Origin of the sequence: Myxococcus sp. AM009 (genome assembly GCF_013372605.1) — a bacterium.
GTDB lineage: Bacteria > Myxococcota > Myxococcia > Myxococcales > Myxococcaceae > Myxococcus > Myxococcus vastator.
In genome coordinates this window covers 22126-45649 of sequence record NZ_JABXEP010000001.1, presented here as the reverse complement: position 1 = coordinate 45649, position 23524 = coordinate 22126, and the positions used below count along the sequence as shown (strand labels likewise).

Sequence of the window (23524 nt, the reverse complement as noted above, 5' to 3'; positions counted from 1 at the left end):
CCCGGGTCGGCTCTGCTATCAGCCGCACATGAGGTGGGTCATTCTGACGGCTTTGCTGGCGGGCGCGACCGACGCAGCGGAGCCTTCCGCCCTGACACCGGCCTCGTCACGGACGGTGGTTTCGCTCCCGGAGGCCCTGGCCCTGGAAGCGGATGGGAATGACGCGGGCGCCCTGGCCGCGTTGGAGGCCCTGGTCCGGGCCCAACCCGCGTGGGAGCTGCCCCGGTTGGAGCTGGCCCGGCTCCTGTTGAAGACGGGAGGCGCGCTGGAGCAGGCGGAGTCCCACCTGAACGCCGCGCTTCAGCAGGCTCCCCATCATCCCCGCGCCTGGTACCTGCGGGGATTGTTGTGGGAAGAGCGGGATGACCGTCGGCAGGCCGTCCAGGCGTATGAGCGGGCCGTCCAACTGCGCGCGTCCTATGAGGAGGCCCGTTTCCGGCTCGGGACGCTCTGGCTGGACCTGGGCGACTTGCTCAAGTCGGAGCTGCACCTGCGCTACCTGTCACGGCTGAAGCCGGAGTGGGTGCAGGTGCGCCTCCAACTGGCGGAGGTGCTGGAGCAGCAGGAGCGCCTGCTGGACGCGGAGAAGGAGCTGCTGGCGGCGCGCGGCGTGCAACCAGCCAGCCCGCTGGTCCTCCGGCGGCTCGCCGACTTCTACACGCGCACGGGGCGGCCTCAGCTCGCGGCGCGGGTCCGCGCGTCGCTGGAGGCCCCTCCGAAGCGGCGCATGCGCGACCTCAAACCATCTCGTCGCTGACAGCGAGCAGTCATGCGGTACGCGGTTGCGATTGCACCCTCGACGGTGGCGCATACACTGCGCGGGCTTTGAAGACCGCCAACCTCGCCATCGTCTTCACCGACATCAAGGGCTTCACCGAGCGGACCAGCCGGCAGACGCTGGAGGAGAACCAGCGCCTGCTCCAGGTCCACGAAGCCCTGCTGGCGCCGCTGTTCAAGGCGTTTGGCGGGCGCATCGTGAAGTCCATCGGTGACGCGTACCTCGTCACGTTCGAATCGCCCACCCAGGCGGTGCTCAGCGGCATCGCCATCCAGGACCGGCTGTGGCACCACAACCGGACGGTGGAGGTGCTCGAGCAGCTTCACGTCCGCGTGGCCATCAACGTGGGCGAGGTGCGGCTGGACGGGAACGACATCTTCGGCGAGCCCGTCAACATCGCCGCCCGGGTGGAGGGCATCGCCGAGGCGGGCGAGGTGTACTTCACCGAGGCCGTCTACCTGTCGATGAACAAGGCGGAGGTGCCTTCGAAGGAAGTGGGCGCCTTCGAGCTGAAGGGCATCCCGGGGAAGATTCGCGTCTTCCACGTGCCCCGGGCGCCGTACCGCGTGGAGGCCCCCTCCGCCAGCGCCATCGCCGAGGCGCCAGGCGCCGAATCAGCGCCGCCCTTCGGGAACCTGGCCCTGTCCCGCGTGGCGGAGGCTTCGTCACCGGGGGCGCCGGTGGACCTGTCCGTGCTGGGCCAGCGTGCCGCGGCGGGCGCAGCGGTCATCAGTCAGCGCGCGGCCGCGGGGGCCACGGTGCTGGGGCACCAGGCAGCGGAGCTGGGACGGCAGGCGCGCACGGTGAGCGGTTCGCTCTTCTCGCGCGGCATGGCGGCGCTTCCGCCGCGGGTCTTGAAGCACCGCGCGCTGGTGGGCGTGGGCGCGGCCGTCGTGCTCGCGGGCGTGGCGATGCTGGCGTTCAGCGGCGACGAGACGGTGCGCGCCATCAAGGCGGTGGAGCGGGCGCCGGAGGAGGAGCGGACCGCGCTGGCCAAGGACGTCCGGACGCTCATCATGAAGGAGGAGGACTCCGGGCGGCGCAACTTCCTGCTGGGCCGCCTGACGGAAGCGACGGGCAAGCCGGATGACGCGCTGAAGGTCTACGCCACGGCCGTGAAGGCCGGCAGCCGCGCCGCGGAGGACCGCCTCATCGACATGCTGTCGCATGCGCGCTGCGACGTGCGCTCGGATGCAGCGTCCACGGTGGGCCGGCTCCAGTTGAAGCGGGCGGTGAGCGCGCTGGAGGACCTGCAGTCCGACGGTGGGCCCGATGACGGGTCGCGGACGGGCCTGTTCGGCTTGTCCAAGTGCGACTCGAAGCAGGCCGCGGAGAGCGCGCTCAAGGGCTTCAAGGGGCGTTGATGAGCCGGCCCTCGGGGCTGGCTGAGGAAGGGACGGCCGTGACGAAGGTGAAGACGGGACTGGACGTGTGGGTGGAGCAGGGCTTCTCCGCGTTGAAGGGCAAGCGCGTGGGCGCCATCGTGAATCCCACCAGCGTGGATGCTCGCTTCCGCCACCTGGCGGACCTGCTGTCGGGCGCGGACGGCGTCACGCTGGCGGCGCTCTTCGGTCCGGAGCACGGCATCCGCGGTGAGGCGCAGTACATGGTCGCCGTGGACGAGGCGAAGGACCGCCGCACCGGCGTGCCGGTGTACAGCCTCTACGGCTCCACCTTCGAGTCGCTGTCGCCCCGGCAGGAGTCGCTCCAGGGGCTGGACGCGCTCGTCTTCGACATCCAGGACGTGGGCAGCCGCTACTACACCTACGTCTACACCATGGCGCTGGCCATGAAGGCCGCGGCGGCGGCCCGCGTGCCCTTCTACGTGCTGGACCGGCCGAACCCGCTCAACGGCGTGGCGATGGAAGGCAACCTGGTGGGGGAGGGCTTCCGCTCCTTCGTGGGCCTGTACGCGCTGCCCAACCGCCACGGCATGACGGCGGGGGAGCTGGCCCGCCTCTTCAACGCCCAGGAGGGCTTCGGCTGTGAGCTGACGGTGGTGCCGTGCGAGGGCTGGCGCCGCGGCCAGTTCTGGTCGGAGACGGGGCTGCCCTTCCTCTCGCCGTCACCGAACATGCCCACCGCCGACACCGCGCTGGTGTACCCGGGCATGTGCCTGGGCGAGGGCACCAACGTCTCGGAGGGGCGTGGCACCTGCCGCCCCTTCGAGCAGTTCGGCGCGCCGTGGGTGGACACGGACCAGCTGCTGGCGCGGCTGGCGAAGGAGGACCTGCCCGGGGTCGCCTTCCGGGCCGTGGGCTTCACGCCCACGTTCGACAAGTACATGGGCCAGTCCTGCAACGGCGCCTTCATGCACGTGACGGACCGGCAGGCCTTCCAGCCCCTGCGCACCGGCGTCGCCATCTTCCAGGCGTTGCATGACATTGGCCCGGGCGCGTTCGGCTGGCGCGCGGACGCCTACGAGTTCGTCGAGGACGTGCCCGCCTTCGACCTGCTCTGCGGGACGGACCAGGTGCGCCGAGGCATCGAGGCGGGGTGGCCGCTGGAGCGGTTGCTGGAGGGGTTCTCCGCTCAGACGGAAACGTTCGCACGTCACAGGACGTCCTACCTGCTATACGCTTGAGGCGTGATCGGCGTCTTCTCTGACAGCCATGGGGACCTCGAAGCCTTCGACGCGGCCTACGAGCTGCTGCGCTCCAAGGGGGCGCGGCGTTTTCTCTTCGCGGGCGCGCGCTACACGGACCTGGATGAGTGGGTGCTGTGGCGGCGGCAGAAGAGCCGGGGCGGGCGTGAGTACTCGGACGCGGACTTCCTGGCGGACGTGACGAACTGGCTGGGCAGCCAGGACGCGCTGCCTCGGACGCCGTCGCGCGCGGAGGCTCCGGCGGACGTGGCCTCGGAGGACGACCGCCGGCTCGTCATGGAGCGCTTCATCCGCGTGCCCGAGCGCGAGTCGCTCCAGTACAGAGACCCCTCCATCAACAACAAGGTCATGGACCTGATGGGGGACACGCTGTGCTGCGTGGTGCACGACAAGAACGACCTGACACGGGATGACCTGCTCAACGCGCTGCTCTTCGTCCACGGCAAGGAGCCGGACCCCAAGGTGGTGCAGATTGGCCCGCGCTACTTCCTGACGCCGGGACGGCTGGTGGGCGCCGCCGAGCAGACCTGCGCGCTGCTGGAGAAGGTGGACCGGAACCTGCGCTTCTCCGCGTTCCGCCTGGACGGGCACCCGATATTGGAGCCCCAGGTCATCGTGCTGGAGAAGAAGTCTCCGAAGCTGTCCCTCAAGTGACGTGAGGCCCGCCGTGCAGGTCGCGCTCCTCGGAGGCTCGTTCAATCCGCCCCACGTGGGGCATCTCATGGCCGCCACCTACGTCCACGCCACCCAGGACGTGGACGAGGTGTGGCTGATGCCGTCCTGGCAGCACCCGTTCGGCAAGCAGATGGAGCCCTTCGAGCATCGCGTCGCCATGTGCGAGGCGCTGTGCGCGGAGACGTCCGGCTGGCTGAAGACGAGCCGGATTGAGCAGGAGCCGGGCCTCTCCGGCCGCACCGTGGACACGCTGACGCTGCTGGTGGCGCGGCATCCGGACGTCCACTGGTCCATCATCATAGGCAGCGACATCCTGCGCGACCTTCCGCATTGGAAGGACTTCCACCGCATCGAGGAGCTGTCGCGGGTGATGGTGCTCAACCGCGCGGGCTACCCGGCGCCGAACACGCTGGGGCCGCCGCTTGCGGAGGTGTCGTCGTCGCTGATTCGCGACCTGCTCGCGCGCGGCGAGGCCCCGTCGGACCTGGTGCCCGCGCGCGCCATTTCCTATGCGCGCGAGCACGGCCTCTATGGCCTGACGCGGGCGCCGTAGCGCCGCCGTCCGTCACAGGCCGAAGCCGATGAGGTGCAGGTGGTCCAGTCCCTGCTCGAACCGGTAGGCGTACTGGTAGAAGAGGGACACCGGCACGGCCTGGCCGAAGGTGAGGTTCAGGTGCGTCGACGCCCCCACGGCCGCGTGGTTGGCGCGGTTGTCGGTGCGAGCCATTGAGCCGAAGGCCTCGAAGCCGACGTCGCGCACGAAGAGCGACGGGAAGAGCCACAGCGTGGACGCCCAGCCGTAGTCGATGGGGACGCGGTACTGGTACGTCGCGGAGCCGATGAGCGCGTTGCGGGCGCGAATCTCCAGGTCCTCGTAGCCGCGGAGGTACTCGCTGAAGGCGATGCCCGGCTGCAGTTGCAAGGGCAGGGGCGCGGTCTGCTGGCTGTCGCGGTTGGTGTACCAGATTTGTCCTGCCCTCAATCCGCCGACCTGGAGGAGCCCGGACGGCGCTCCCGGGAGGAACCGGGCCACCGCGGTGAGCCGGAGGTTGTCGCGCCCCGTGAAGGGCAGGCCGCCCGTGAAGCCGTCGACGCCCAGCCGAACGTCGCCCATCGTGGACTCCCGGAGGAATGCACCGGGATACACGCCCGCGGCCAGCGTCATGCCCAGACCTCGCTGCGTGCTGCCGTAGGACGTGGAGTCGCCCGCGAAGTACGACATGGAGACCTCCGGGCCGATGATGCGCGTCAGCAGGCGGGGGAAGCGGTCCGTGGCGTCGTACTCGCGGCGCAGCGCCAGCACGCCGAACGTCACCGGCGTGGTCCAGAACGAGCGCGAAGCGAAGGCCGTGGCCTGGAGGTCCGTGCGCTGATTCTGGCGGATGTACGCGCCCGACACCTGGACGTACCAGGGCGCGAGCTGCGCGTTGCCGTAGGCCAGCGAGAGGCTGGGGGCGTCTTCTCGCGAGTCGAAGGAGAGCAGCAGCGAGTACGCGTGGAAGCCGAGCCGGTCCTGTCCCGCCAGGGCCAGCCCGCCCATCGCGTACGTGTCGTCCGTGTTGTCGGGGTCGGTCCCCGCGAGCAGGTAGGGCACGCGGAGCTCGGGGATGAAGAAGCGCTCCAGCGGTGAGTAGGGCTCGTCCGAGAGGATTTGAAGTTCCGTGCCCGGGTCCGGCGGGGCCTCGACAGGGCCGTCGAGGCCCGTGAGCGCGGTGGGCGCGTCTTCGGCCGCGGGGGATGGGGACGGGAGTGCGGTGTCCTCGGGATCAGGGAACGCGGCGAACTCGGACTCGGCAGGCGCGGCCGTGGTCGCCTGACCTGACTCCGGTGCCGGAGACTCCGTGCTCTCCACCGGCGCAATGGGCACCAGCGGAGCGCGGTCGATGGTGAAGTTCAGTCCATCCCGGTTGAGGAACACCACCTCCCCGGTCCCCATGGGATGGACGTCCATCACCAGGTGCGGCGCGTCCGTGATGCGGACCACCTCCCGCGTCGCCACCGTGAGGACGTGGGCCTGCAGCCGTCCCTCGTGCTCCCGGAGGAACACGAGGCGTTCATCATCCAGCCACCTGGGCGAGTAGTTGAAGCGCCCATCGCGCGTCAGCCAGCGAAGGCGGCCGTCCGCTTCCCGCAGCACCAGGTCCCAACCCGCGTCCCCGGAGAGGGGGAAGACGACCCGCTCACCATCCGGAGCGACCGCGGGCGGCCCCACGGAGGTGCTGGCGCTGAAGTCGGTGAGGGCCTTCCGGGTGCCCGTCTCCAAATCCAGCCGCGCCACGTTGGCCGAATCCCCGTCGACGCGGACGTAGACGTAGGCCGTCTCATCCGGGGTGATGCCGCCGCCCATCCCCATCACGTCGTCCCAGAGCCGAACGACGTCGCCGGTGCGCGCATCCACCTTCCACAGCTTCGCAGTGTAGCCCCCTTCCGTGTTCAGGTCGGCCATCACCAGGTACAGCCACGCGCCATCGCGGCTGAACGACATACCGCTGACCAGCGTCGGGGAGCCCAGCACCCAGCGGCGCCCGGGAAGCAGCTCCACCAGCGGACGTTCAAAGCGCACGCGGCCGTCCGGCTCCAGCACCGTCAACCGCGTGTAGCGCTCCCGGCCCACGCCCACCGTCGCGGTGACGCCGCTGGCCGCGTGCGAGGCCAGCCGGGAGAAATAGCCCGCGTCGGACACCCACGTCCGCTGCGTCGAGGGCCGCTCGCGCACCCGCAGGTCCTCTCGCAGCGACTGCGTGTACTCCGAGAACAGCGAGCCGATGTCCCGCCCGTACACGCGCTTGAAGCGCAGCGTCACCGCCAGCGGCGGCACCAGGGAGCCGCCCTGCTCATCCACCAGCTTCCACAGCTTCGCCTCCCCGTAGCGCGCCGCGAGGTACTCCACGAAGTGCATGCCCGTGATGTAGTTGCCGCCGAACGGGTCCAGCGCGCGCTGCTCGGGGGACAGGTAGCCGGGGTTCAGCCGTCCCCCGGTGGCCTGCACCACGGAGTCGTACCAGCCGCGCCAGATGGGGCTGTGCGGCCGTCCCGCGTCCTTGTCGAACTGGCCTTCGTAGTAGGTGGCAAGCCCTTCCAGGAACCACGACTCCGTATAGGAGTTGGGCTGGAACAGGCCGCCGGTGACGAGGTTGAGGAAGCCCCAGACGCCGTCCGTCTGCTGGAGCTGCACGTAGTGGACGGCCTCGTGGCAGGCCACGTCGCCGACGTCCACCTCGCCCAGGTTGAACAGGTGGAACAGCTCCAGCGTCAGGTGGGACGGCATCACCATCTGCTGCGGCGTGCTGGCGTAGTCTGGGACGACGTAGGCGTTGTTGAAGTTGGAGCTCGTCAGGTAGACGAGCACCCGGTCCCGCTTCTTCTTCCGCCACGTCTGCTCGTGGAGGCGGGCCACGCAGCCCTCCAGCCGCGACGCCATGCGCAGGGCCGCGCCCCGGAGCTGGGCGGGGTAGTAGAGCTCCAGGGACTCCGTCGTGAGCTTGCGCATCTCGTCCCGAGCGAACGAGGCCTGGATGTTCTGAGGGAAACGGGGTGTGACGAAGGCACACCCGCCGTTTGTCAGCAGGAGACAGGTGGCGAGGACAGCCCAGCGAAGCCACCAGCGGGAAGCGGGCATGCGGGCCATCCTACAGGCCACAAATCATAGCCACGACCGCGATTTTCACGGTAAGGGATGGCCCCGTCGCCTCCCTATTTCCGAGTCTGGATTCCGCCATGTCCGAGCCCGCCACCCAGGCGCATCCCGTTCCGCAGCACGTTCACAATGCCCAGATGCAGGTCGCCGCCGCCCTGGAGCAGGCCACCGGCAAGCCGGTCGATCTGCTCAAGGCGCCCTGGGCGGAGATTGAACCCGCCATCGCGCAGCTGACGGGCGGCCAGTTCGAGGTGAACAAGCCGGAGCATCAGACGCTCGCGCTGGGCCTGGCGGGGGCGTTCGCCCTGCGGCTCATCCAGGAGCACCAGGCCTTCTGGTTCCCCAACCGGGACTCGCCGGAGGGCGCCACGCTGGGCTTCCCGGATGCCATCATCATGCTGTCGCCGTTCGGCGCGGTGATGGACTCGCTGGGGCAGGGCAAGCTGGCTCGCCTGGAGGACCTGGCCGCGGACATCCGCCGTTCGCTGGGGCAGGCCCGCTTGGGCGGCAACCCGGCGCAGGCCCTGGGGGGCCAGGCGCCCAAGATGACGCCGGTGGACTACCAGCGCCTGTTCGACCCCGGGTTCCTCCAGTTCGTCGTCCTGGACCCGAAGAAGGCCGCCACGGCCCTGGAGACGAAGCCGGACGGGCTCGCGCGGGACGTGCGCAACGCGCTGGGCCGCACCCAGCCGCCGCTGCCCCCCGAGGCGCGCCAGCAGTTCGAGGGGCAGATTGTCCAGTCCCTGCAGCGCCTGGACACCACCAAGTCGCTCATCGACCAGGCCGAGCGCGCGCCGCGTCTGGCGGAGTTGATGGCGCACCTGTTCGGCACCGTCGGCGGGACGGGCTCGGCGCCCGAGGACTTCTGGCACGACCTGGTGCTGCCGCTGCTGTTCATCGGCACCCCGGCCAGCTTCCCGCCGCTGGACGAGGAGGAGCTGGAGATGTTCCGCCAGGGCGCGGACCCGCTGCCGCTCTTCGTGGACCTGGTGCCGCACGCGCACAAGGCTCCCGATGAGGGCCTGCTGGGCGCGTTCGAGATGAGTGACATCGGCCTGGTGCACCCGGGCTTCGGCCGCGTGGGCGCGCTCCGCCTCATCCGCATCAACGCCTCGCGCATCCAGCCGCTGCTGGAGCAGTTCGACCCCGCGAAGACGGCGGAGACGCTCCAGCGCTTCACTGAGTACGTGGCGAAGGCCGCCGGCAAGCCCGCCACCGAGTCGCCGCAGGGCAAGGAGATGCTGCAGGCCGCGCTGACGCTGCTCGCCGACCTGAAGCGCTCCGTGACGCAGGTTCACGGCGGCGAGCTGTCCCTGCGCCGGCTCACCGAGGCCGAGGCCGCGTCCGAGCAGGCCCTGGCCGTGGTGCGCAAGGCCCTGCAGGGTTCCATCATCCTGACGGCTTGAGCAGCCGCTCCAGCGCGGCGCGCGACGTGGGCTGCAGCCGGTCTCCGGTCAGCCCCAGCGCGCGCCGCGACAGCAGCCGGTAGAGGGGGGCGACCTCCGGAGGGAGCGCCTCCAGGTGCGCCGCCACCACGCCGGAGTCTCCGCGGACGATAGGGCCGGTGAGGCCCCCCGCGAGGCCCCGGATCTCCAGTCCCTTCAGCGCCGAGTGCATCAGCGGCAGCAGGGCCGCCAGCGCGTCCGCGGGAGGGATTCCCGCGGCGCCCAGGGCCGCCACCGCCGCGTCCGCCAGCGACACCAGGCCCCCGGCGCTCAGCACCGCGCCCGCGTGGTAGGCCGCTCGGTGGGCTTCTGGCACCTCGATGACACGGAGCCCCGCGTCCACCGCCATGCGGCGCAGCACATCCCGCAGCGCGCGTGACGGGGTGCTCACCGCCACCGTGCTGCCCGCCAGCGAGTCGCGCGGCGAGGACACGGCGCAGAGCGGATGGAACGAGCCGCGGCTGCGCCCCTTGGCCGTGCCCAGCGCATCGAGCGAGAGCGCGCCTGCCGTGTGCACCAGCGCGGCCGTGCGGGGGAGGGTGGCGGACAGGGCTTGGGCGGTGGAGGGGACCGCCGCGTCCGGGACACACAGGAGGATGACGCGGGCCCGCTTCAGGTCCGCGGGAGCGGCCGGCTTCAAGCCGAGCGCTTCCGCGCGCTGGCGGCCTTCCTCCGTGCGGGAGTGGATGCGCACCGGCCAGCGCTTCGCCTGGAGCGCCAGCCCGAGCGCGCCACCCAGGCGGCCCATCCCGACAACCACGACGGGTGGGCGCCGCTTCGAAGGCCCTGCGCGTCGGCGGGGCCCGGGGCTCATCGCTCGCGCTGGAACTGGAGCTGTCCGGAGCTCACCGCGATGCGCACGCGGTCACCCGTGCCGAACTCACCCGACAGGATGCGCTCCGCCAGGGGGCCCTCCACCAGCCGCTGCACCATCTGCCGCATGGGGCGCGCGCCCAGCTGCGGGTCGAAGCCGCCGGACTTCAGCAGGTGGCCCACCACGTCGTCGCCCGCCACGTATTCGATGCCGCGCTCGGTGGCCAGGCGCTTGCTGCTCTCCTCCAGCAGCAGCGTGGCGATGCGCGCCACCTCCACCTCCGCCAGGGGACGGAAGGGGAGGCGTTCGTCAATGCGGTTCCACAGCTCCGGCGGCAGCGCCTTGCGCGCCACCGAAGACGCCGTGTCCATGGCGTCCCCGGGGCCCGCGGCATCCGCGCCGAAGCCCACCGGGCGGCCCGTGCGGGAGAAGGCCTCCGCGCCCAGGTTCGTCGTCATGACGATGACAGTGTTGGAGAAGTCGATGTGGCGCCCCTTGCCGTCCGTCAGGCGGCCTTCCTCCAGGACCTGGAGGAGGAGCATCTGCACCTCGCGGTGCGCCTTCTCGATTTCGTCCAGCACCACCACCGACGACGGCCGGCGGCGCACGGGCTCCGTGAGCTGTCCGCCCTCACCGAAGCCCACGTAGCCGGCGGGCGAGCCGATGAGGCGCGAGACGCCGTGCTGCTCGGACATCTCGCTCATGTCCAGGCGCACCAGCGCGTCCCGGTTGCCGAACAGCACGTCCGCCAGCGCGCGCGCCATCTCCGTCTTGCCCACGCCCGTGGGGCCCAGGAAGAGGAAGCTGCCCATGGGGCGGCGCGACGCGAAGCCCGCGTAGTTGCGGCGGATGACCCGGGCGATGCGCGTGACTGCCTCCGAGTGCCCGATGACGCGCTCCGCCAGGTCCTGCTCCAGCCGGAGCAGCCGTGACGAGTCGTTCATCAACAGGCGCTCCTCGGGGACGCCCGCGAGCTTGGCCACCACGCGCGCCACGTCGGCGGGCTCCACCACGTCGCGGCCCTCGCGGTGGCAGCGGCTGCCCGCCAGGTCCACCACGGAGATGGCCTTGTCCGGCATGAAGCGGTCCGTCACGTAGCGGCTGGCCAGGGATGCCGCGGCCTCCAGCGCCTCGGGCGTGTAGCGCAGCCCATGGTGCTCCTCGTAGCGGCCGATGATGCCGCGGAGGATCTCCATCGTCTCCGGCACGGAGGGCTCGTTGACCACCACGGCGGTGAAGCGGCGCTCCAGGGCCGGATCGGTGCTGATGAACTTGCGGTACTCGTCGTGCGTGGTGGCGCCGATGCAGGGGAACTCGCCGCGCGCCATGGCCGTCTTCAGCTCGTTGGCCGCGTCCTGCGGACCGTCACCCGTGGAGCCCGCGCCCACCAGCGTGTGGATTTCGTCGATGAAGACCACCACGCGGCCCTCGGCGCGGCGGACCTCTTCCTTCAGCGCGTTGAGCTTCTCGGAGAACGAGCCGCGCAACTGCGTGCCGGCCACCAGCGTGGCCATGTCCAGCTCCACCAGCACCTTCTCCGACAGCGACCCACGCAGCTCGAGCAGCCGCTGCGCCACGCCTTCCACCACCGCCGTCTTGCCCACGCCGGGCTCGCCCAGCAGGCAGGGGTTGTTGGTGCGCCGCTTGCCCAGGATGTCGATGACCTCCTCGACCTCGCGCGCGCGGCCCACCACCGGGTCCAGGCGGCCCTCGTGGGCGGCCTGGCTCAGGTTACGGCCCAGCGAGGTGAGCAGCGGGTAGGCCTTGGCGTCGAGCACGGGCGACGCGGAGGTGGGCTGCGTCGGCCGGGCCGCGGGCGCCGCCGTGGGCGCCGGGGCAGCGCGTGCCACGGGCGGCGGCGCGGGCGCCTCCGGCTCTTCGTCCACGTCGATGAGGTCGCGCGGCGACAGCGCGGGCGTGCTGTAGCGCGGCGGCGGTGGCGGCGGCGCGGTGAAGGACGGGGGCGACGGCGGTGCGCCGGGCCGGGCGCGCGGCAGGCTCAGCGTGACGGCGGAGGCCGGGAGGGGAGACGGCGGCGCGCCCAGTGGACGGCTCGCGGGCCGGGGGCCAACGCTCTGTGAACGGCCCAGCTGGAGGCGGCGCGGCATGTGGCCGCTGGTGAAGTAGGACATCGCCATGCGCATGAGACCGCCCAGGTCCAGCCCGGCCTGCTGCAGCAGCTCCTGGGCCGCGCAGCGCACCCGGGCCACGGCGATGAGCAGGTGGAGGCAGTCCGCCTCCTGGGAGCCCACATTGGTGGCGATCTCCCGGGTCTTCTCGCGCAGCTCGCGGAGCAGGCCGTCCGGCTCCGCGGGAGCGGCCGTCAGCAGCTGGAGGATGGCGTCCTCGTCCACGCCTCGCTCCTTGAGCAGCAGCTGTGCACGGTTCTCCACCGTGAAGAGCGCCAGGAGCACGTGGGCGGAGGTGACCCTCTGCACCACGCTCTGTGCGATGTCATTCGCTTCGTGGAGGACCTGCGCGAGGTCCGTGCTATCGACCATTCGAACTCCGGCAAGCGGCCAGACGAGCGGAATACACCCTCTTGGGGTGTCCGGCAAAATTTCCGCTACAGGCCGCTACATGTGCCTTAAAGCACTGGAGTAGAAAGCGTCCGCCAGCGGAATTTGGCTGGCTGCCTGCCTGTTCGGCGCCTTTCTTCGGCTGGCCAGGCAATTGCCTGAGGACGAGCGACGTACCTCGCTCCGAGACCTCCACCACCATATGACTTCATTTGCTCAACCGGCCCGCGTCTTCGTCGATCCCCTCGATGGGACCCGTGCCGCCGTCGAGGCGCGCCGCTGGGTGTGGCCTCTCCTCATCCTGGCCCTGTGCGTGTCCGCTTCCGGGACGCTCTTTTCCCTCCGTTGGGACGCCTCGCCTGACGTCATCCGCCAGCTCCAGGGTTCAGGGGCGCTGATGGGGCTGTCCGAGGCGGACCTCACGGACAAGATCCAAACGGAGTCGCGCAAGGCGCTGGTGGGCGGCATCGCCAAGGGCGTCATCCTGATGCCGCTGATGGCGCTGCTCCTGGCCTGCATCCTGTGGGTGGCCAGCTGGCTCTTCGACCGGCCCGCGTCCTTCGAACAGTTGCTGTCCGCGGCCGTGCTGGCGCTGCTGCCCATCGCGCTCTACCACTTCATCCTGACCCTCTGCGTCGCGGCGCAGCACTCCATTACCGTGGCGCGGGTGATGAACCTCGTGCCGTCGAATCTGGGAGCCGTGTTGCAAGGCCTGAGTCCGAAGATGCAGCGCGTGGCGTCCACCGTGGACTTCTTCAACTTCTGGAGCACGGGCCTGCTGGGGCTGGGCTTCTCCGCCGCCACCGGGATGAGCCGTGGGCGCGCGTTGCTGCTGGCGGTGGCGCTGTATGCCATGTACGCGGGCATCTTCCTCATCGGCCTTCCCGCCCAGGCAGGTGCGCAATGAACGCCTTCGTGCTCGCGGTCGCCCTGGCCGCCGCTCCCTCGGACTCCGGTACACCCATCACCCTGGACCAGGCCCGCGCGGAGGGACGGCAGAACGTCGCCGCCATCCAGGCCCTGCTGGACGTGGCCATCGCGGACGAGGACGTGAATCTGTCGCGCTCGGTGCTGCTGCCGCAGCTCTCGCTCGATGCGTCGGCGGGGAAGATCTGGTTCGGCCGCCGGCAGGAGTTCATCACGGTTCCGGACCCGGCCAACCCGGGAGGCTTCATCCGCAACGCGGTGGAGACGCCCACCACCAGCACGCAGAACTACGACCTGGGCATGTCGCTCACGCAGATCATCTACGACCGCGCCCGCTGGAAGCAGCTGGAGCAGAGCGGCGTGGTGCGTGACGCGCAGAAGGGGCAGGCGCGGGAAGAGGCGGACACCTCCGAGCTGGAGGCCATCCGCCGCTTCTTCACCCTGTACCGCACCCAGGCCACGCTCCAGGTGCTGAAGGCCACCGTCGAGCGCAGCGAGCAGCAGGTGGCGCAGGCGCGAGCCCTCTTCCTGGCGGGCCGCGCGGGCAAGAACGAGGAGATCACCGCCACGGTGAACCTGGGGACCGACCGCATCAACTACACCGCGCTGCTCGGGCAGCTGGTCAACGACCAGTCCCAGCTCGCCGTGTGGCTGGCCCGGCCTGGCACCGAGGCGCTGACGGCCTCCGACCCGGGCGTGCTCACGACCGAGCCTCCGCCCGCGCCGTCCGTCAACGAAGCGCTTTCTTCGGCGCGCGCGTACCGGCCGCTGCTCAAGACGCTGGAGCTGCGCATCCGCGCCGCGGAGCTGCAGCAGTCCATTGCCCGCTCGGAGTATCTGCCCCGCCTGGTGGCCCAGGGCCTCTACAACCGCGGGGGGCCGGATGCCTCGCTGGTCTTCACCGAGCCGCGCCTGCAGAACCGCTTCACGGCCGCCGTCGGGTTGAGCTGGGATCTGTTCACGGGGCTGTCCACGGGGGCGCGCTCCCGTCGTGCCGAGGCGGACATTCGCAAGGCGCAGCTGACGCTGGAGCAGACGGCGCGGGAAATCGAAGGAGAGGTGCGCGCCGCGCACCGCACGCTGGAGGCCCAGCTGGAGGCCGCTCGCCTGGCCGCGCAGAACGTCGAGGCCGCTGTCCAGGGCCTCAAGATGCAGGAGGAGCGCTTCAGCGCTGGCGCGGGCTCCACCCTGGAGGTCCGCGACGCGCAGCTGAGCCTGACGCGCGCTGAGCTCGCTTTGTTGGAAAACAGGATTGATGTCGAAATCGCCCGCTATTCGTTGCTGCGGGCCATGGGCGCCCTGAGCCCGGGAGAGTCGAAATGAAGTGGTGGAAGGGTGCCATTGCTGGCGCGTTGTTCCTGGGGGCCGCGGCCATCACTGCGGGCGGGTTGAAGGACCGTCCTCCGCCGTCGCTCGAAGTCCAACTGTCGAAGGCCCGCAAGGGCACCATCACCCGCACCATCACCGGCGCGGGCAAGGTGCAGGCGGCCACGACGGTGAAGATTTCGTCCAGCCTCTCCGGTGACCTGGTGGAGCTGGCGGTGAAGGACGGCGAGCCGGTGACGAAGGGCCAGGTGCTGGGCCGCATCGACCCGCGCCTCTACCAGGCCGCGCACAAGCAGGCCCTGGCGTCGCTGAACGCGTCGCGCGCCGACGTGCAGGTGGCGGAGGTGGAGGTGGGCCGCGCGCAGCTGGAGCTTGCGCGCGTGGAGGACCTGGCGAAGAAGGGCCTGACGTCCACCGCCGAGGTGGACACGGCGCGGGCCACGAAGAACACGGCGGATGCGCGGCTCATGTCCGCCAAGCAGATGCAGGCGCGCAACATGGCCATCGTGGACCAGGCGCAGACGGACCTCACGCGCACGACGCTGGTGTCTCCCATCGACGGCAACGTCATTGAGCTGTCGCGCGAGGTGGGTGAGCGCGTGCGTGGCTCGGACCTGTCCGAGGACGTGGTGATGACCATCGCCGCGCTCAGCGCCATGGAGGTGAAGTTCGAGGTGGGCGAGCACGAGGTGGTGCACCTCAAGCCGGGCCAGCTCGCGGAGATTACCTTGGACGCGCTGGAGGGCCAGACGTACTCGGGCGCCGTGGTGGAGATTGCCCAGAAGGCGCTCATCAAGAACGAGGGCACAGAGGCCGAGGTGACGAGCTTCCCCATCACCGTCGCGCTGGACACCCGTCCGCCTGGCGTGCTGCCCGGCATGAGCTCCGAGGTGCGCATCTCCGCGGAGACGCACAATGACGTGGTGCTGGTGCCCATCCAGGCGGTGACGGTGCGCTCGGAGCGCTCGCTGCCGGACTACAAGGCGCCCATTGAAGGGGGCGGGCTGACGGCGAAGCGGACGGAGTCCCTGGCCAAGGTCGTCTTCGTGGTGGACAGCAACAACAAGGCGCAGGTGCGCCGCGTGCAGACGGGCATCGCCTCCGACACGGAGCTGGAGATCGTCACCGGGCTCAATGAGGGCGACCGGGTGATTGAAGGTCCGTACCGGACGCTGTCGAAGGAGCTGAGCGACGGCGACATCGTGCGCGAGCCCGAGCCGGGCGCGGGAATGAAGGGCGGTCGGAAGTCGTGAGTGAGGCCAGCGGCGCGGGACCGCTCATCCAGGTGGAGAACATCACCCGCGTCTTCCACGTGGGCGGGGAGGAGGTGCGCGCGCTGCGCGGCGTCTCCTTCGGCATCAACCGGGGAGAATGGGTGGCCATCATCGGCCAGTCAGGTTCTGGCAAGAGCACGATGATGAACGTGCTCGGCTGCCTGGATACACCCAGCAGCGGCCGGTACATGCTGAACGGCAAGGACGTGTCGCGCATGAGCGACGACGAGCTCGCCGTCATCCGCAACGTGGAGATCGGCTTCATCTTCCAGACCTTCCAGCTGCTGCCCAGGGAGACGGCCCTGGCCAACGTGGAGCTGCCGCTGGTGTACCGGGGCCTGGGCACGCGGGAGCGGCGCGAGCGGGCCAAGGCGGCGCTGGACAAGGTGCAGCTCACCCACCGCATGCACCACCGGCCCAACGAGCTGTCCGGTGGTCAGCGCCAGCGCGTGGCCATTGCCCGCGCGCTGGTGTCCGAGCCCTCCATGCTGCTGGCGGACGAGCCCACGGGCAACCTGGACTCGGCCACGGGTGAGGAGATCGTCCGGCTGTTCGAGCAGCTCCACCAGGCGGGCCACACGCTGGTGCTCGTCACGCACGAGCCCAAGCTGGCGGCGCGCTGCCCCCGGGCCATCCGCCTGAGCGACGGAGAGATTGTCGCGGATGGAGACGGCCGCACGGTGGCCATGGGGACGGCGACGGACGTGCTGAACACGGGGGGGGCATGAGCCAGGTGTCCGCCTTCCGGGTGGATGTGCTGGAAGGCGCACGCATCGCGGTGTTCTCCCTGAAGGCCAACCGCCTGCGCACGGTGCTGACCACCCTGGGCATTGGCATCGGCGTGGCCACGTTGCTGGCCATCGTCGGCATCATCCAGGGGCTCAACACGTCGTTCCACAATCAGTTGGCCACCTTCGGGGCGAACACGATGTACGTGTCCAAGTTCCCCTGGATGATCAAGGGCGACTGGTGGAAGTACCGCAACCGGAAGAACTTCACCCTGGAGCAGCTGCACCGGCTGCGCACGCTGGCGCCTTTCGTGACCGCCATGTCCCCGGCGGTGTCACGCATTTCGGACGTGGCGCACGGCGGCGAGCAGCTGTCCACCGTGCGCATCCAGGGCGTGACGCACGAGTACCTCAACATCTCCGGCTACGAGCTCACCGGCGGGCGCTTCCTCACCGAGGCGGACGACGCGACGACGCGGCCGGTGGCGGTGGTGGGCGCGGACGTGGTGGACGGGCTCTTCCCGGGCGTCAGTCCGGTGGGGCAGTCGATTCGCATCGACAACCGCAGCTTCCAGGTGGTGGGCACGCTCAGCCGCAAGGGGAAGATGGTGGGCCAGAGCATGGACCTGCTCGTCTTCATCCCCTTCAAGACGTTCTATTCGAGCTTCGGCAAGGGCCGCGGCTTCGAGATCGCCATGGCGGTGGAGGATGCCTCGCGGATGCGGTCGGCGGAGGACCAGCTCACCGGCATCCTCCGGCGCGTGCGCTCCACCCCGCCGGGCGCGGAGGATGACTTCTCCATCAACCGGCCGGAGGCCATGGCGCAGACGTACGAGCAGCTCACGGGCGCGCTCTATGGCGTCGCCGTGGGCGTGGGCCTCATCACGCTGCTGGTGGGCGGCATTGGCATCATGAACATCATGCTGGTGTCCGTGCGCGAGCGGACGCGGGAGATTGGCGTGCGACGCGCGCTGGGCGCCCGGAAGCGGACCATCGTCTTCCAGTTCCTGATGGAAGCGTCGAGCGTGTCCGCGGTGGGAGGCCTGCTGGGCACGACGGTGGGGTTGGGCACGGCCAAGGTGGTGTCGCTCATCACGCCGCTGGCGGCGGACGTGCAGCCGATGACGGTGGTGGCGGGGGTGGGCTTCGCCGCGCTGGTGGGCCTGCTGTTCGGCATCTGGCCGGCGGCGCGCGCGGCGAACCTGGACCCCGTGGAAGCCCTCCGTTACGAGTAGCGCGATGCGAGCCTTCCTGGACAATCTGCGGCTGGCGTTGGGCACCTTCCTGGGCAACCCGCTGCGCTCGCTGTTGACGCTGCTGGGCATCGTCATCGGCGTGGCGACGGTCATCACCATGATGGGGCTCATCGAGGGCCTGCGCATCAAGGTGAACAACGACCTGGGACGGATGGGAGCCCACACCTTCCAGGTGACGAAGTGGCCCGCGGGCGGCTTCGGGCGCGTCAACTGGGCCAAATACTCCAAGCGCAAGGACTTCGAGATGCTCGACGCGCGGGCCATCGAGGAGTCCTGCCCGTCGGTGGGGACGGTGGTGCCCACCGACGACGACGGGGGCCAGAAGCTGGTCACGGCGAGCTCGGAGACGCGGCCTTCGGTCCGCGTGTTCGGCACGCCCGCCAACTACCCGCTGGTGAGCGGCGTGTCGGTGCAGGCCGGGCGCTACTTCAACGAAGTGGAGGCGCTGGACGGCCGCCACGTGGTGCTGCTGGGGACGGACGTGTCGGACGCGCTGTTTCCCGGCATGAACCCGGTGGGCCACGAGGTGCGCATCAAGGGCCGGCCCTTCCGCGTCATTGGCCTGCTGCAGAAGCGCGGCAGCATCCTGGGCATGTTCAGCCTGGACAACCAGGTGATGATTCCGCTGAGCGTCTTCCACCAGCTCTACGGGAAGAAGCGGTCGGTGGACATCAGCGTGCAAGCGAAGTCCCCGGAGCTGTTCGCCAAGGCGCAGGATGAGGTGGCCTCGCTGATGCGCCGGCGCCGCGACGTGCCGGCGACCCTGCCCAACGACTTCGAGTTGCACACGAACGAGTCGGTGACGGCGTCGTTCAACCAGCTCTCCGGCGTCATCACCATCGCGGGCGTGGGCGTGTGCCTGCTGTCCCTGGTGGTGGGCGGCATTGGCATCCTCAACATCATGCTGGTGTCGGTGATGGAGCGGACGCGGGAGATTGGCGTGCGCAAGGCGCTGGGCGCGCGCAAGCGCCGCATCCTGGGGCAGTTCGCCACGGAGGCGGTGCTGCTGTCGCTGATGGGCGGCGCCCTGGGCCTGGCCCTGGGCTTCGGGCTGGTGTTCCTGGGGAAATGGATGATGGGCTTCCCCATGCAGGTGCCCCCGTGGGCGGTGGGCCTGGCCCTGTTCATGAGCTGCGGCGTGGGGCTCCTGTTCGGCATCTACCCGGCGGCGCGCGCGGCGAAGTTGGACCCCGTGGAGGCCATGCGGGCGGATTGAGGGCGGTGGTTCCCGGTGACGGGCGCCACCCTTCGCGTTAAGCACGGCCCATGGCGCCTCGCATTGGAACGCTCTGGGACTCCGTCGGAAACACCCCGCTGCTGCGCATCGGCTCGCTGAGTCGGCGGACGGGGTGTGAAATCCTCGCGAAGGCCGAGTTCATGAACCCCGGCGGCAGCATCAAGGACCGCGCCGCGAAGGGGATGATTCAGCGCGCGGAGTCGCAGGGCCTGCTGAAGCCGGGCGGCGCCATCTTCGAGGGCACCGCGGGCAACACCGGCATCGGCCTGGGGCTGCTCGGCCGCGAGCGCGGCTACCGCGTGGTCGTCACCATGCCGGACAACCAGGCGCGCGAGAAGTACGAGCTGCTGGAGGCCATGGGCGTGGAGGTCCTCAAGGTCCCCGCCGTGCCCTTCGCCAATCCGACTCACTTCTTCCACCAGGCCCGCGTGCTGGCGGAAGCGCAGGGCGGCTTCTGGGCGAACCAGTTCGAGAACCCGGCCAACGGCGACTTCCACTACGAGACGACGGGCCCCGAAATCTGGGAGCAGTGCGAGGGCCGCGTGGACGTGCTGGTGGCGTCCGTGGGCAGCGGGGGAACCCTGGGCGGCGTCAGCCGTTACCTGAAGGAGAAGAACCCCTCCGTGCGCGTGATGCTGGTGGATCCGCCGGGCTCGGGCCTCTTCACCTTCGTACGCGAAGGGCGCATGGAGGGGCCCGGCTCCTCCATCACCGAGGGCATTGGCATCATGCGCCTCACGGAGAACTTCCGCCGGGCCCGCGTGGACGAGGCCATGCGCCTGGGCGACCAGGAGATGGTGGAGATGCTCTACCACCTGGCCCGCGAGGACGCGCTGGTGGTGGGCACGTCGGCGGCCCTCAACGTGCGCGCCGCGTGGGAGCTGGCGCGCCGTCACCGGGGGGAGGGGCTGCGCATCGTCACCTTCCTGTGCGACCACGGCAGCCGCTATGCGTCAAAGGTGTTCAACCCGGCGTTCCTCGCGTCCAGGCAGCTGGAGGTGAGGCCGCTTCCGGTGGATTGAAAGCGCGGCGTTTCGGGTGGCCGTGCTGCAATTCAACACCCTGGGACTGCAATGACACCCTGGGCTCTGTGACGTCTGGTGTTACAGGGCGAGTCACGCTGTGGCGTGATTTGTCATTGGCGCCAGCGGCGGCGCACGTGCTGCCCATGAAGGCATTGAAAGGGGACTCTGGCCTGCGAGGTGCACAAGGCCGCGTTGCAGTCTTCCCGCGAGGAGTCCCCCATGAAGCAGTCTTCCAAGAAGTTTCCAGGCGTGTTGCGCGCCTGGTCTGGCGTCGTCGCCGCATCCCTGTTCGCAGGGTGTGGTGGCCCGGAGTCCCTCCCTTCGGAGGAGCCGGCCGCCGCGGCGCAGGAGCAGGCGCAGACGGGCGCCGCGCCCATCATCGAGTCGATGGACGCCATCGCGCTCGACAGCGCGCTGACGGCGAAGACGCGCAGCCTCATCCGCGCGAAGCTCGCGCAGGGCCAGGAGCATCAGCAGGTCCCCGTGGTGTCGGACTCGGGCCAGGCGCTCGTGCTGAACGACCAGGGCCTCAACGGTGACGAGCAGGCCGGTGACGGCGTGTTCTCCGCCGTGGGCGACGTGGACTTCGTCACGCACCGGGCCACCCAGGACCGCATTCGCGACTTCCAGGCCAGCAATCCCCAGACGCCGCTGACGTTCGCGACCTTCGACAACCGCGTCCGCGTCTCCGAGCGCGTCCTCACGCCGCTGTCGCCCGACGTCTTCCGGCCGGGGGTCCCCATCCCCATCTTCCCCGCGGGTATCTCCCACGCGGTGAAGCCGAAGAACTCGCTCATCATCACCGACTCCAACGTCGTCAATGACCCGACGCGCACGTATGACCCGTGCACCAACGCCGGCAACCCGAACGGCGTGTGGACGTTCAACCACCTGATGCGGGAGATGGCGAGCTCGTACGTGTCGCCGGCGAACCTGACGGAGCACTGGCTGCGTCAGTGGACCGTGAACCAGAACATCAACGGCTGGACGGTGCCGGCGCGCACGGCGATGACCCCGCGCATCCTCACCCCGTGGCCGCGGGTGGGTGGCGCGCTGGACCTGGCGCGGTCGCCCTTCAAGCTGGTGGCCATCGTCAACCGCCTGGACCTGGGCGGCAACGCGGGGCCGTCCGCCTACGCCTCCGGGAACGCGGGCGAGCTGCGCTTCGTCTTCGCCGCGGTGGACCGCTCGAGCGGCGCCTGTGGCGTGCGACCCTTCCTGGTCATCTTCGAGTACGGCGTCCCGCACGCCTCCTGTGACGCGGTCCGCACCTGGGCGCAGCAGTGGCTGAACCTGTCAGCGCCGTCCATGGTGCTGGGCAGCTCGGCGTACAACGCGGCGCTGGCCAACCTCACGCAGCAGGTGGTGATGCGCAACGTCGCGCCCCGCAAGCCGAACGGCAGCGCCATCAACCAGATTCGCACCAACGAGGAGTGGCTGCGCTACCCGTGGGAGCTGCGTGAGTTCCACCTGATGGGCTCGGGCCCCTCGGTGAACCGCCTGCAGGGCCAGCCGACGGTGCTGACGCCGGGGGATTCGCACAACAACACGGCGGTGCTGCGTGACTTCATCAACGCGAACACGCCCGCCATCCTCGCCAACAGCTACACCGTGCCGCCGACGTACCCCACGGCGAGTACGCCGTTCCTCGGCGCGTTCCCGTGGATTTCGTCGGTGACGGACTCGTACTGGCGCGCGTCGGGCATCTCCGTCAACGAGGCCCGGCACAAGTTCTCCTTCAACACGTGCAATGGGTGCCACGGCCGCGAGTCGCGGACCGCCTTCACGCACATCAACGAGAACGGGGTGCTGTCTCCCTTCCTCGCCACGGGCATGGTCAGTCCTTCCACGCCCTTCATCGTGCAGGACCCTGTCGTGACGACGATGTCCCGGCCGTTCTTCGAAATCCAGATGCGCACGCAGAACCTGGACAGCGTGGCGAACCAGTCCTGCCTGGCGCGCGCGTTCGACCGGCGTCTGCTCTCCGCGCACTGATGCGGGGACGCCCGACCGGGGCGCATCGCTTCAACGGTGCGCCCCGGGAGGGGGCCGGGGCCGCTACACGAGCGGCGTCGGGAGGATGGACAGCGGCGGCGCGTCCAGGGGCGCGTCCTCGGGGCGGCGCGCGTAGGTGAGCATGCTGCCGCCATCCTCCGATTCAGCGAAGAACTGCTCAATGGGGCCGAAGAGGAAGTCCAGCTCGTCGTCCGTGCACGTGGGCAGGTAGACGCGCAGCACGCGGGGGTCGTAGTAGCGGAACACCAGCGATTTACCGCTGGCGTCCTTGACCTTGAGGAAGCGCCGCAGGTGCCGCCGCAGCGCGTCCGGATGGGCCGGGCTCTGCACGAAGATGCCCCAGCTCTGGCCCCAGCCCGCGGCGAGCAGCTGCTCCGTGGCGGGCGCGCCGGGCCGCAGCTGCACCAGGTAGGGCGCCACCTCCACCAGCTCCGGCGGCAGCTTCCCCGCATAGAGGCAGCTCTGCGTCAGGCCACAGGAGAGCACCAGCCGGTGGACGTTGGGGGCCCTCGCCCCGTCCAGGATGGCGTAGAGCGCCGAGGTGGGCGCCTCCTCCGTGGCCTGGCGCACCCACCGCAGCAGGCCCGGAAGCTGGGGGACGGGGGCGCTCACGCCGCCGCCTGCTGCTGCTGCTGCTGCTTCCGCTTCTCACATTCCTCGCAGAACGGCACACCCGACGCCGCGGCCTGGCGCAGGGCTTCAGCCTGCCGTGCCGGGTCGGGGAAGAGGGTGAAGACCTCCACGGGCGGGCGTGCCAGGGGGATGGCCTCGGGCTCGGGCCGAGGGGGCGGCAGGGCCTGCTCCGGCCACGCCCAGGCGGCGGCGCGGCGTTGCACGCGCAGGGCCACCAGCTCACGGCGCTCCAGTGCCTGCGCCAGCCGCTCCCGCACGCGGGCGTCCTGCCGGGCGCGCTCCAGCGAGCTGACGTTCCACGGGAGGATGCCGCCCAGGGCCTCGTACATCTCCAGCAGGGGCCGGCGGGCGGAGGTCAGCCAGTGGTCGAGCTGCCAGGTGATGTGCTCGGCCGGGACGCACTCCCGCTCGTCGACGGCCGTCACGGCGCGCAGGACGAGCAGCTCGTATTCTTCGGCTCCAGAGCGGAGCCGCCAGGGGCCAGGGAAGCCGATTCCAGGGACGGACATGACGACCTTGTCGGGGCTTCAGGGAAAGGGCCGCGTCCAGGACGCGGCAGGGACTCCGAGTGTACCCGGGGCCGGGGGAAGCTGCATCCCAGCCTGCACGAAATCTGCACAAACATGCCT

At 70.0% G+C, this 23524-nt stretch carries 19 protein-coding genes; 14 read left to right on the top strand and 5 right to left on the bottom strand.

Going from position 1 to position 23524, the window contains the following annotated elements; translation table 11 throughout:
* Positions 1-28: 28 nt before the first annotated feature.
* From HV824_RS00185 to nadD, 5 genes are all read left to right on the top strand, one after another.
* Positions 29-757, top strand: coding sequence for a tetratricopeptide repeat protein (locus tag HV824_RS00185; RefSeq protein ID WP_176414984.1), 729 nt, complete (start codon positions 29-31; stop codon positions 755-757).
* Between the two features lie 68 nt (positions 758-825).
* Positions 826-2142 (top strand): adenylate/guanylate cyclase domain-containing protein, encoded by a 1317-nt coding sequence (locus HV824_RS00180; protein WP_176422394.1) that lies wholly within the window; start codon positions 826-828, stop codon positions 2140-2142.
* Positions 2142-3362: an exo-beta-N-acetylmuramidase NamZ domain-containing protein gene (locus HV824_RS00175; protein WP_176422393.1), complete on the top strand. Its 1221-nt coding sequence runs from the start codon at positions 2142-2144 to the stop codon at positions 3360-3362. The genes HV824_RS00180 and HV824_RS00175 overlap by 1 nt, the downstream gene beginning before the upstream one ends.
* Before the next feature lie 3 nt (positions 3363-3365).
* A complete protein-coding gene (locus tag HV824_RS00170; RefSeq protein ID WP_176414981.1) occupies positions 3366-4037 on the top strand; it encodes a hypothetical protein in 672 nt (223 codons plus the stop codon).
* Between the two features lies 1 nt (position 4038).
* Positions 4039-4611, top strand: coding sequence for a nicotinate (nicotinamide) nucleotide adenylyltransferase (gene nadD / locus HV824_RS00165; RefSeq protein ID WP_176414980.1), 573 nt, complete (start codon positions 4039-4041; stop codon positions 4609-4611).
* Between the two features lie 12 nt (positions 4612-4623).
* Here the strand turns inward: nadD and HV824_RS00160 are convergent, their stop codons facing one another.
* Complete coding sequence (locus tag HV824_RS00160; protein ID WP_217916971.1) at positions 4624-7686, bottom strand: hypothetical protein; 3063 nt, start codon at positions 7684-7686, stop codon at positions 4624-4626.
* A gap of 89 nt (positions 7687-7775) precedes the next feature.
* Between HV824_RS00160 and HV824_RS00155 the strand changes: the two genes are divergently transcribed.
* Positions 7776-9101 carry a hypothetical protein gene (locus tag HV824_RS00155; RefSeq protein WP_176422391.1) on the top strand — a complete coding sequence of 442 codons (1326 nt, stop codon included), beginning with the start codon at positions 7776-7778 and terminating at the stop codon, positions 9099-9101.
* On the opposite strand, the gene HV824_RS00150 is transcribed toward HV824_RS00155, so the two are convergent.
* Entirely contained in the window at positions 9085-9900 is an 816-nt protein-coding gene (locus HV824_RS00150) for a Rossmann-like and DUF2520 domain-containing protein (RefSeq protein ID WP_176422390.1), read from the bottom strand. The genes HV824_RS00155 and HV824_RS00150 overlap by 17 nt on opposite strands.
* Before the next feature lie 50 nt (positions 9901-9950).
* Positions 9951-12455 carry an AAA family ATPase gene (locus tag HV824_RS00145; RefSeq protein ID WP_176422389.1) on the bottom strand — a complete coding sequence of 835 codons (2505 nt, stop codon included), beginning with the start codon at positions 12453-12455 and terminating at the stop codon, positions 9951-9953.
* Positions 12456-12627: 172 nt separating this feature from the next.
* Between HV824_RS00145 and HV824_RS00140 the strand changes: the two genes are divergently transcribed.
* The 8 genes from HV824_RS00140 to HV824_RS00105 all read left to right on the top strand — a co-directional run bounded on the left by HV824_RS00140 (position 12628) and on the right by HV824_RS00105 (position 22241).
* Positions 12628-13380, top strand: coding sequence for a YIP1 family protein (locus HV824_RS00140; RefSeq protein ID WP_255207625.1), 753 nt, complete (start codon positions 12628-12630; stop codon positions 13378-13380).
* The gene (locus tag HV824_RS00135; protein ID WP_176422388.1) at positions 13377-14723 is read left to right on the top strand and encodes a TolC family protein; all 1347 of its coding nucleotides are present in this window, start codon (positions 13377-13379) and stop codon (positions 14721-14723) included. Before HV824_RS00140 ends, HV824_RS00135 begins: the two co-directional genes overlap by 4 nt.
* On the top strand, positions 14720-15979 hold the full coding sequence (locus tag HV824_RS00130) for an efflux RND transporter periplasmic adaptor subunit (protein ID WP_176414973.1): 1260 nt from the start codon (positions 14720-14722) through the stop codon (positions 15977-15979). Before HV824_RS00135 ends, HV824_RS00130 begins: the two co-directional genes overlap by 4 nt.
* On the top strand, positions 15976-16728 hold the full coding sequence (locus HV824_RS00125; protein ID WP_176414972.1) for an ABC transporter ATP-binding protein: 753 nt from the start codon (positions 15976-15978) through the stop codon (positions 16726-16728). Before HV824_RS00130 ends, HV824_RS00125 begins: the two co-directional genes overlap by 4 nt.
* Positions 16725-17963, top strand: a complete 1239-nt coding sequence (locus tag HV824_RS00120; RefSeq protein ID WP_176414971.1) for an ABC transporter permease — start codon at positions 16725-16727, stop codon at positions 17961-17963. Before HV824_RS00125 ends, HV824_RS00120 begins: the two co-directional genes overlap by 4 nt.
* A 4-nt stretch (positions 17964-17967) precedes the next feature.
* Entirely contained in the window at positions 17968-19200 is a 1233-nt protein-coding gene (locus HV824_RS00115) for an ABC transporter permease (protein ID WP_176414970.1), read from the top strand.
* Between the two features lie 50 nt (positions 19201-19250).
* Positions 19251-20243 (top strand): cysteine synthase A, encoded by a 993-nt coding sequence (locus tag HV824_RS00110; RefSeq protein ID WP_176422387.1) that lies wholly within the window; start codon positions 19251-19253, stop codon positions 20241-20243.
* Positions 20244-20465: 222 nt separating this feature from the next.
* Positions 20466-22241, top strand: a complete 1776-nt coding sequence (locus tag HV824_RS00105; RefSeq protein ID WP_255207624.1) for a choice-of-anchor X domain-containing protein — start codon at positions 20466-20468, stop codon at positions 22239-22241.
* Positions 22242-22304: 63 nt separating this feature from the next.
* Here the strand turns inward: HV824_RS00105 and HV824_RS00100 are convergent, their stop codons facing one another.
* Together HV824_RS00100 and HV824_RS00095 are read right to left on the bottom strand one after the other, a co-directional pair.
* Positions 22305-22874, bottom strand: a complete 570-nt coding sequence (locus HV824_RS00100) for a DUF4123 domain-containing protein (RefSeq protein ID WP_176414967.1) — start codon at positions 22872-22874, stop codon at positions 22305-22307.
* On the bottom strand, positions 22871-23404 hold the full coding sequence (locus HV824_RS00095; protein WP_176422385.1) for a hypothetical protein: 534 nt from the start codon (positions 23402-23404) through the stop codon (positions 22871-22873). The genes HV824_RS00100 and HV824_RS00095 overlap by 4 nt, the downstream gene beginning before the upstream one ends.
* Positions 23405-23524 lie beyond the last annotated feature (120 nt).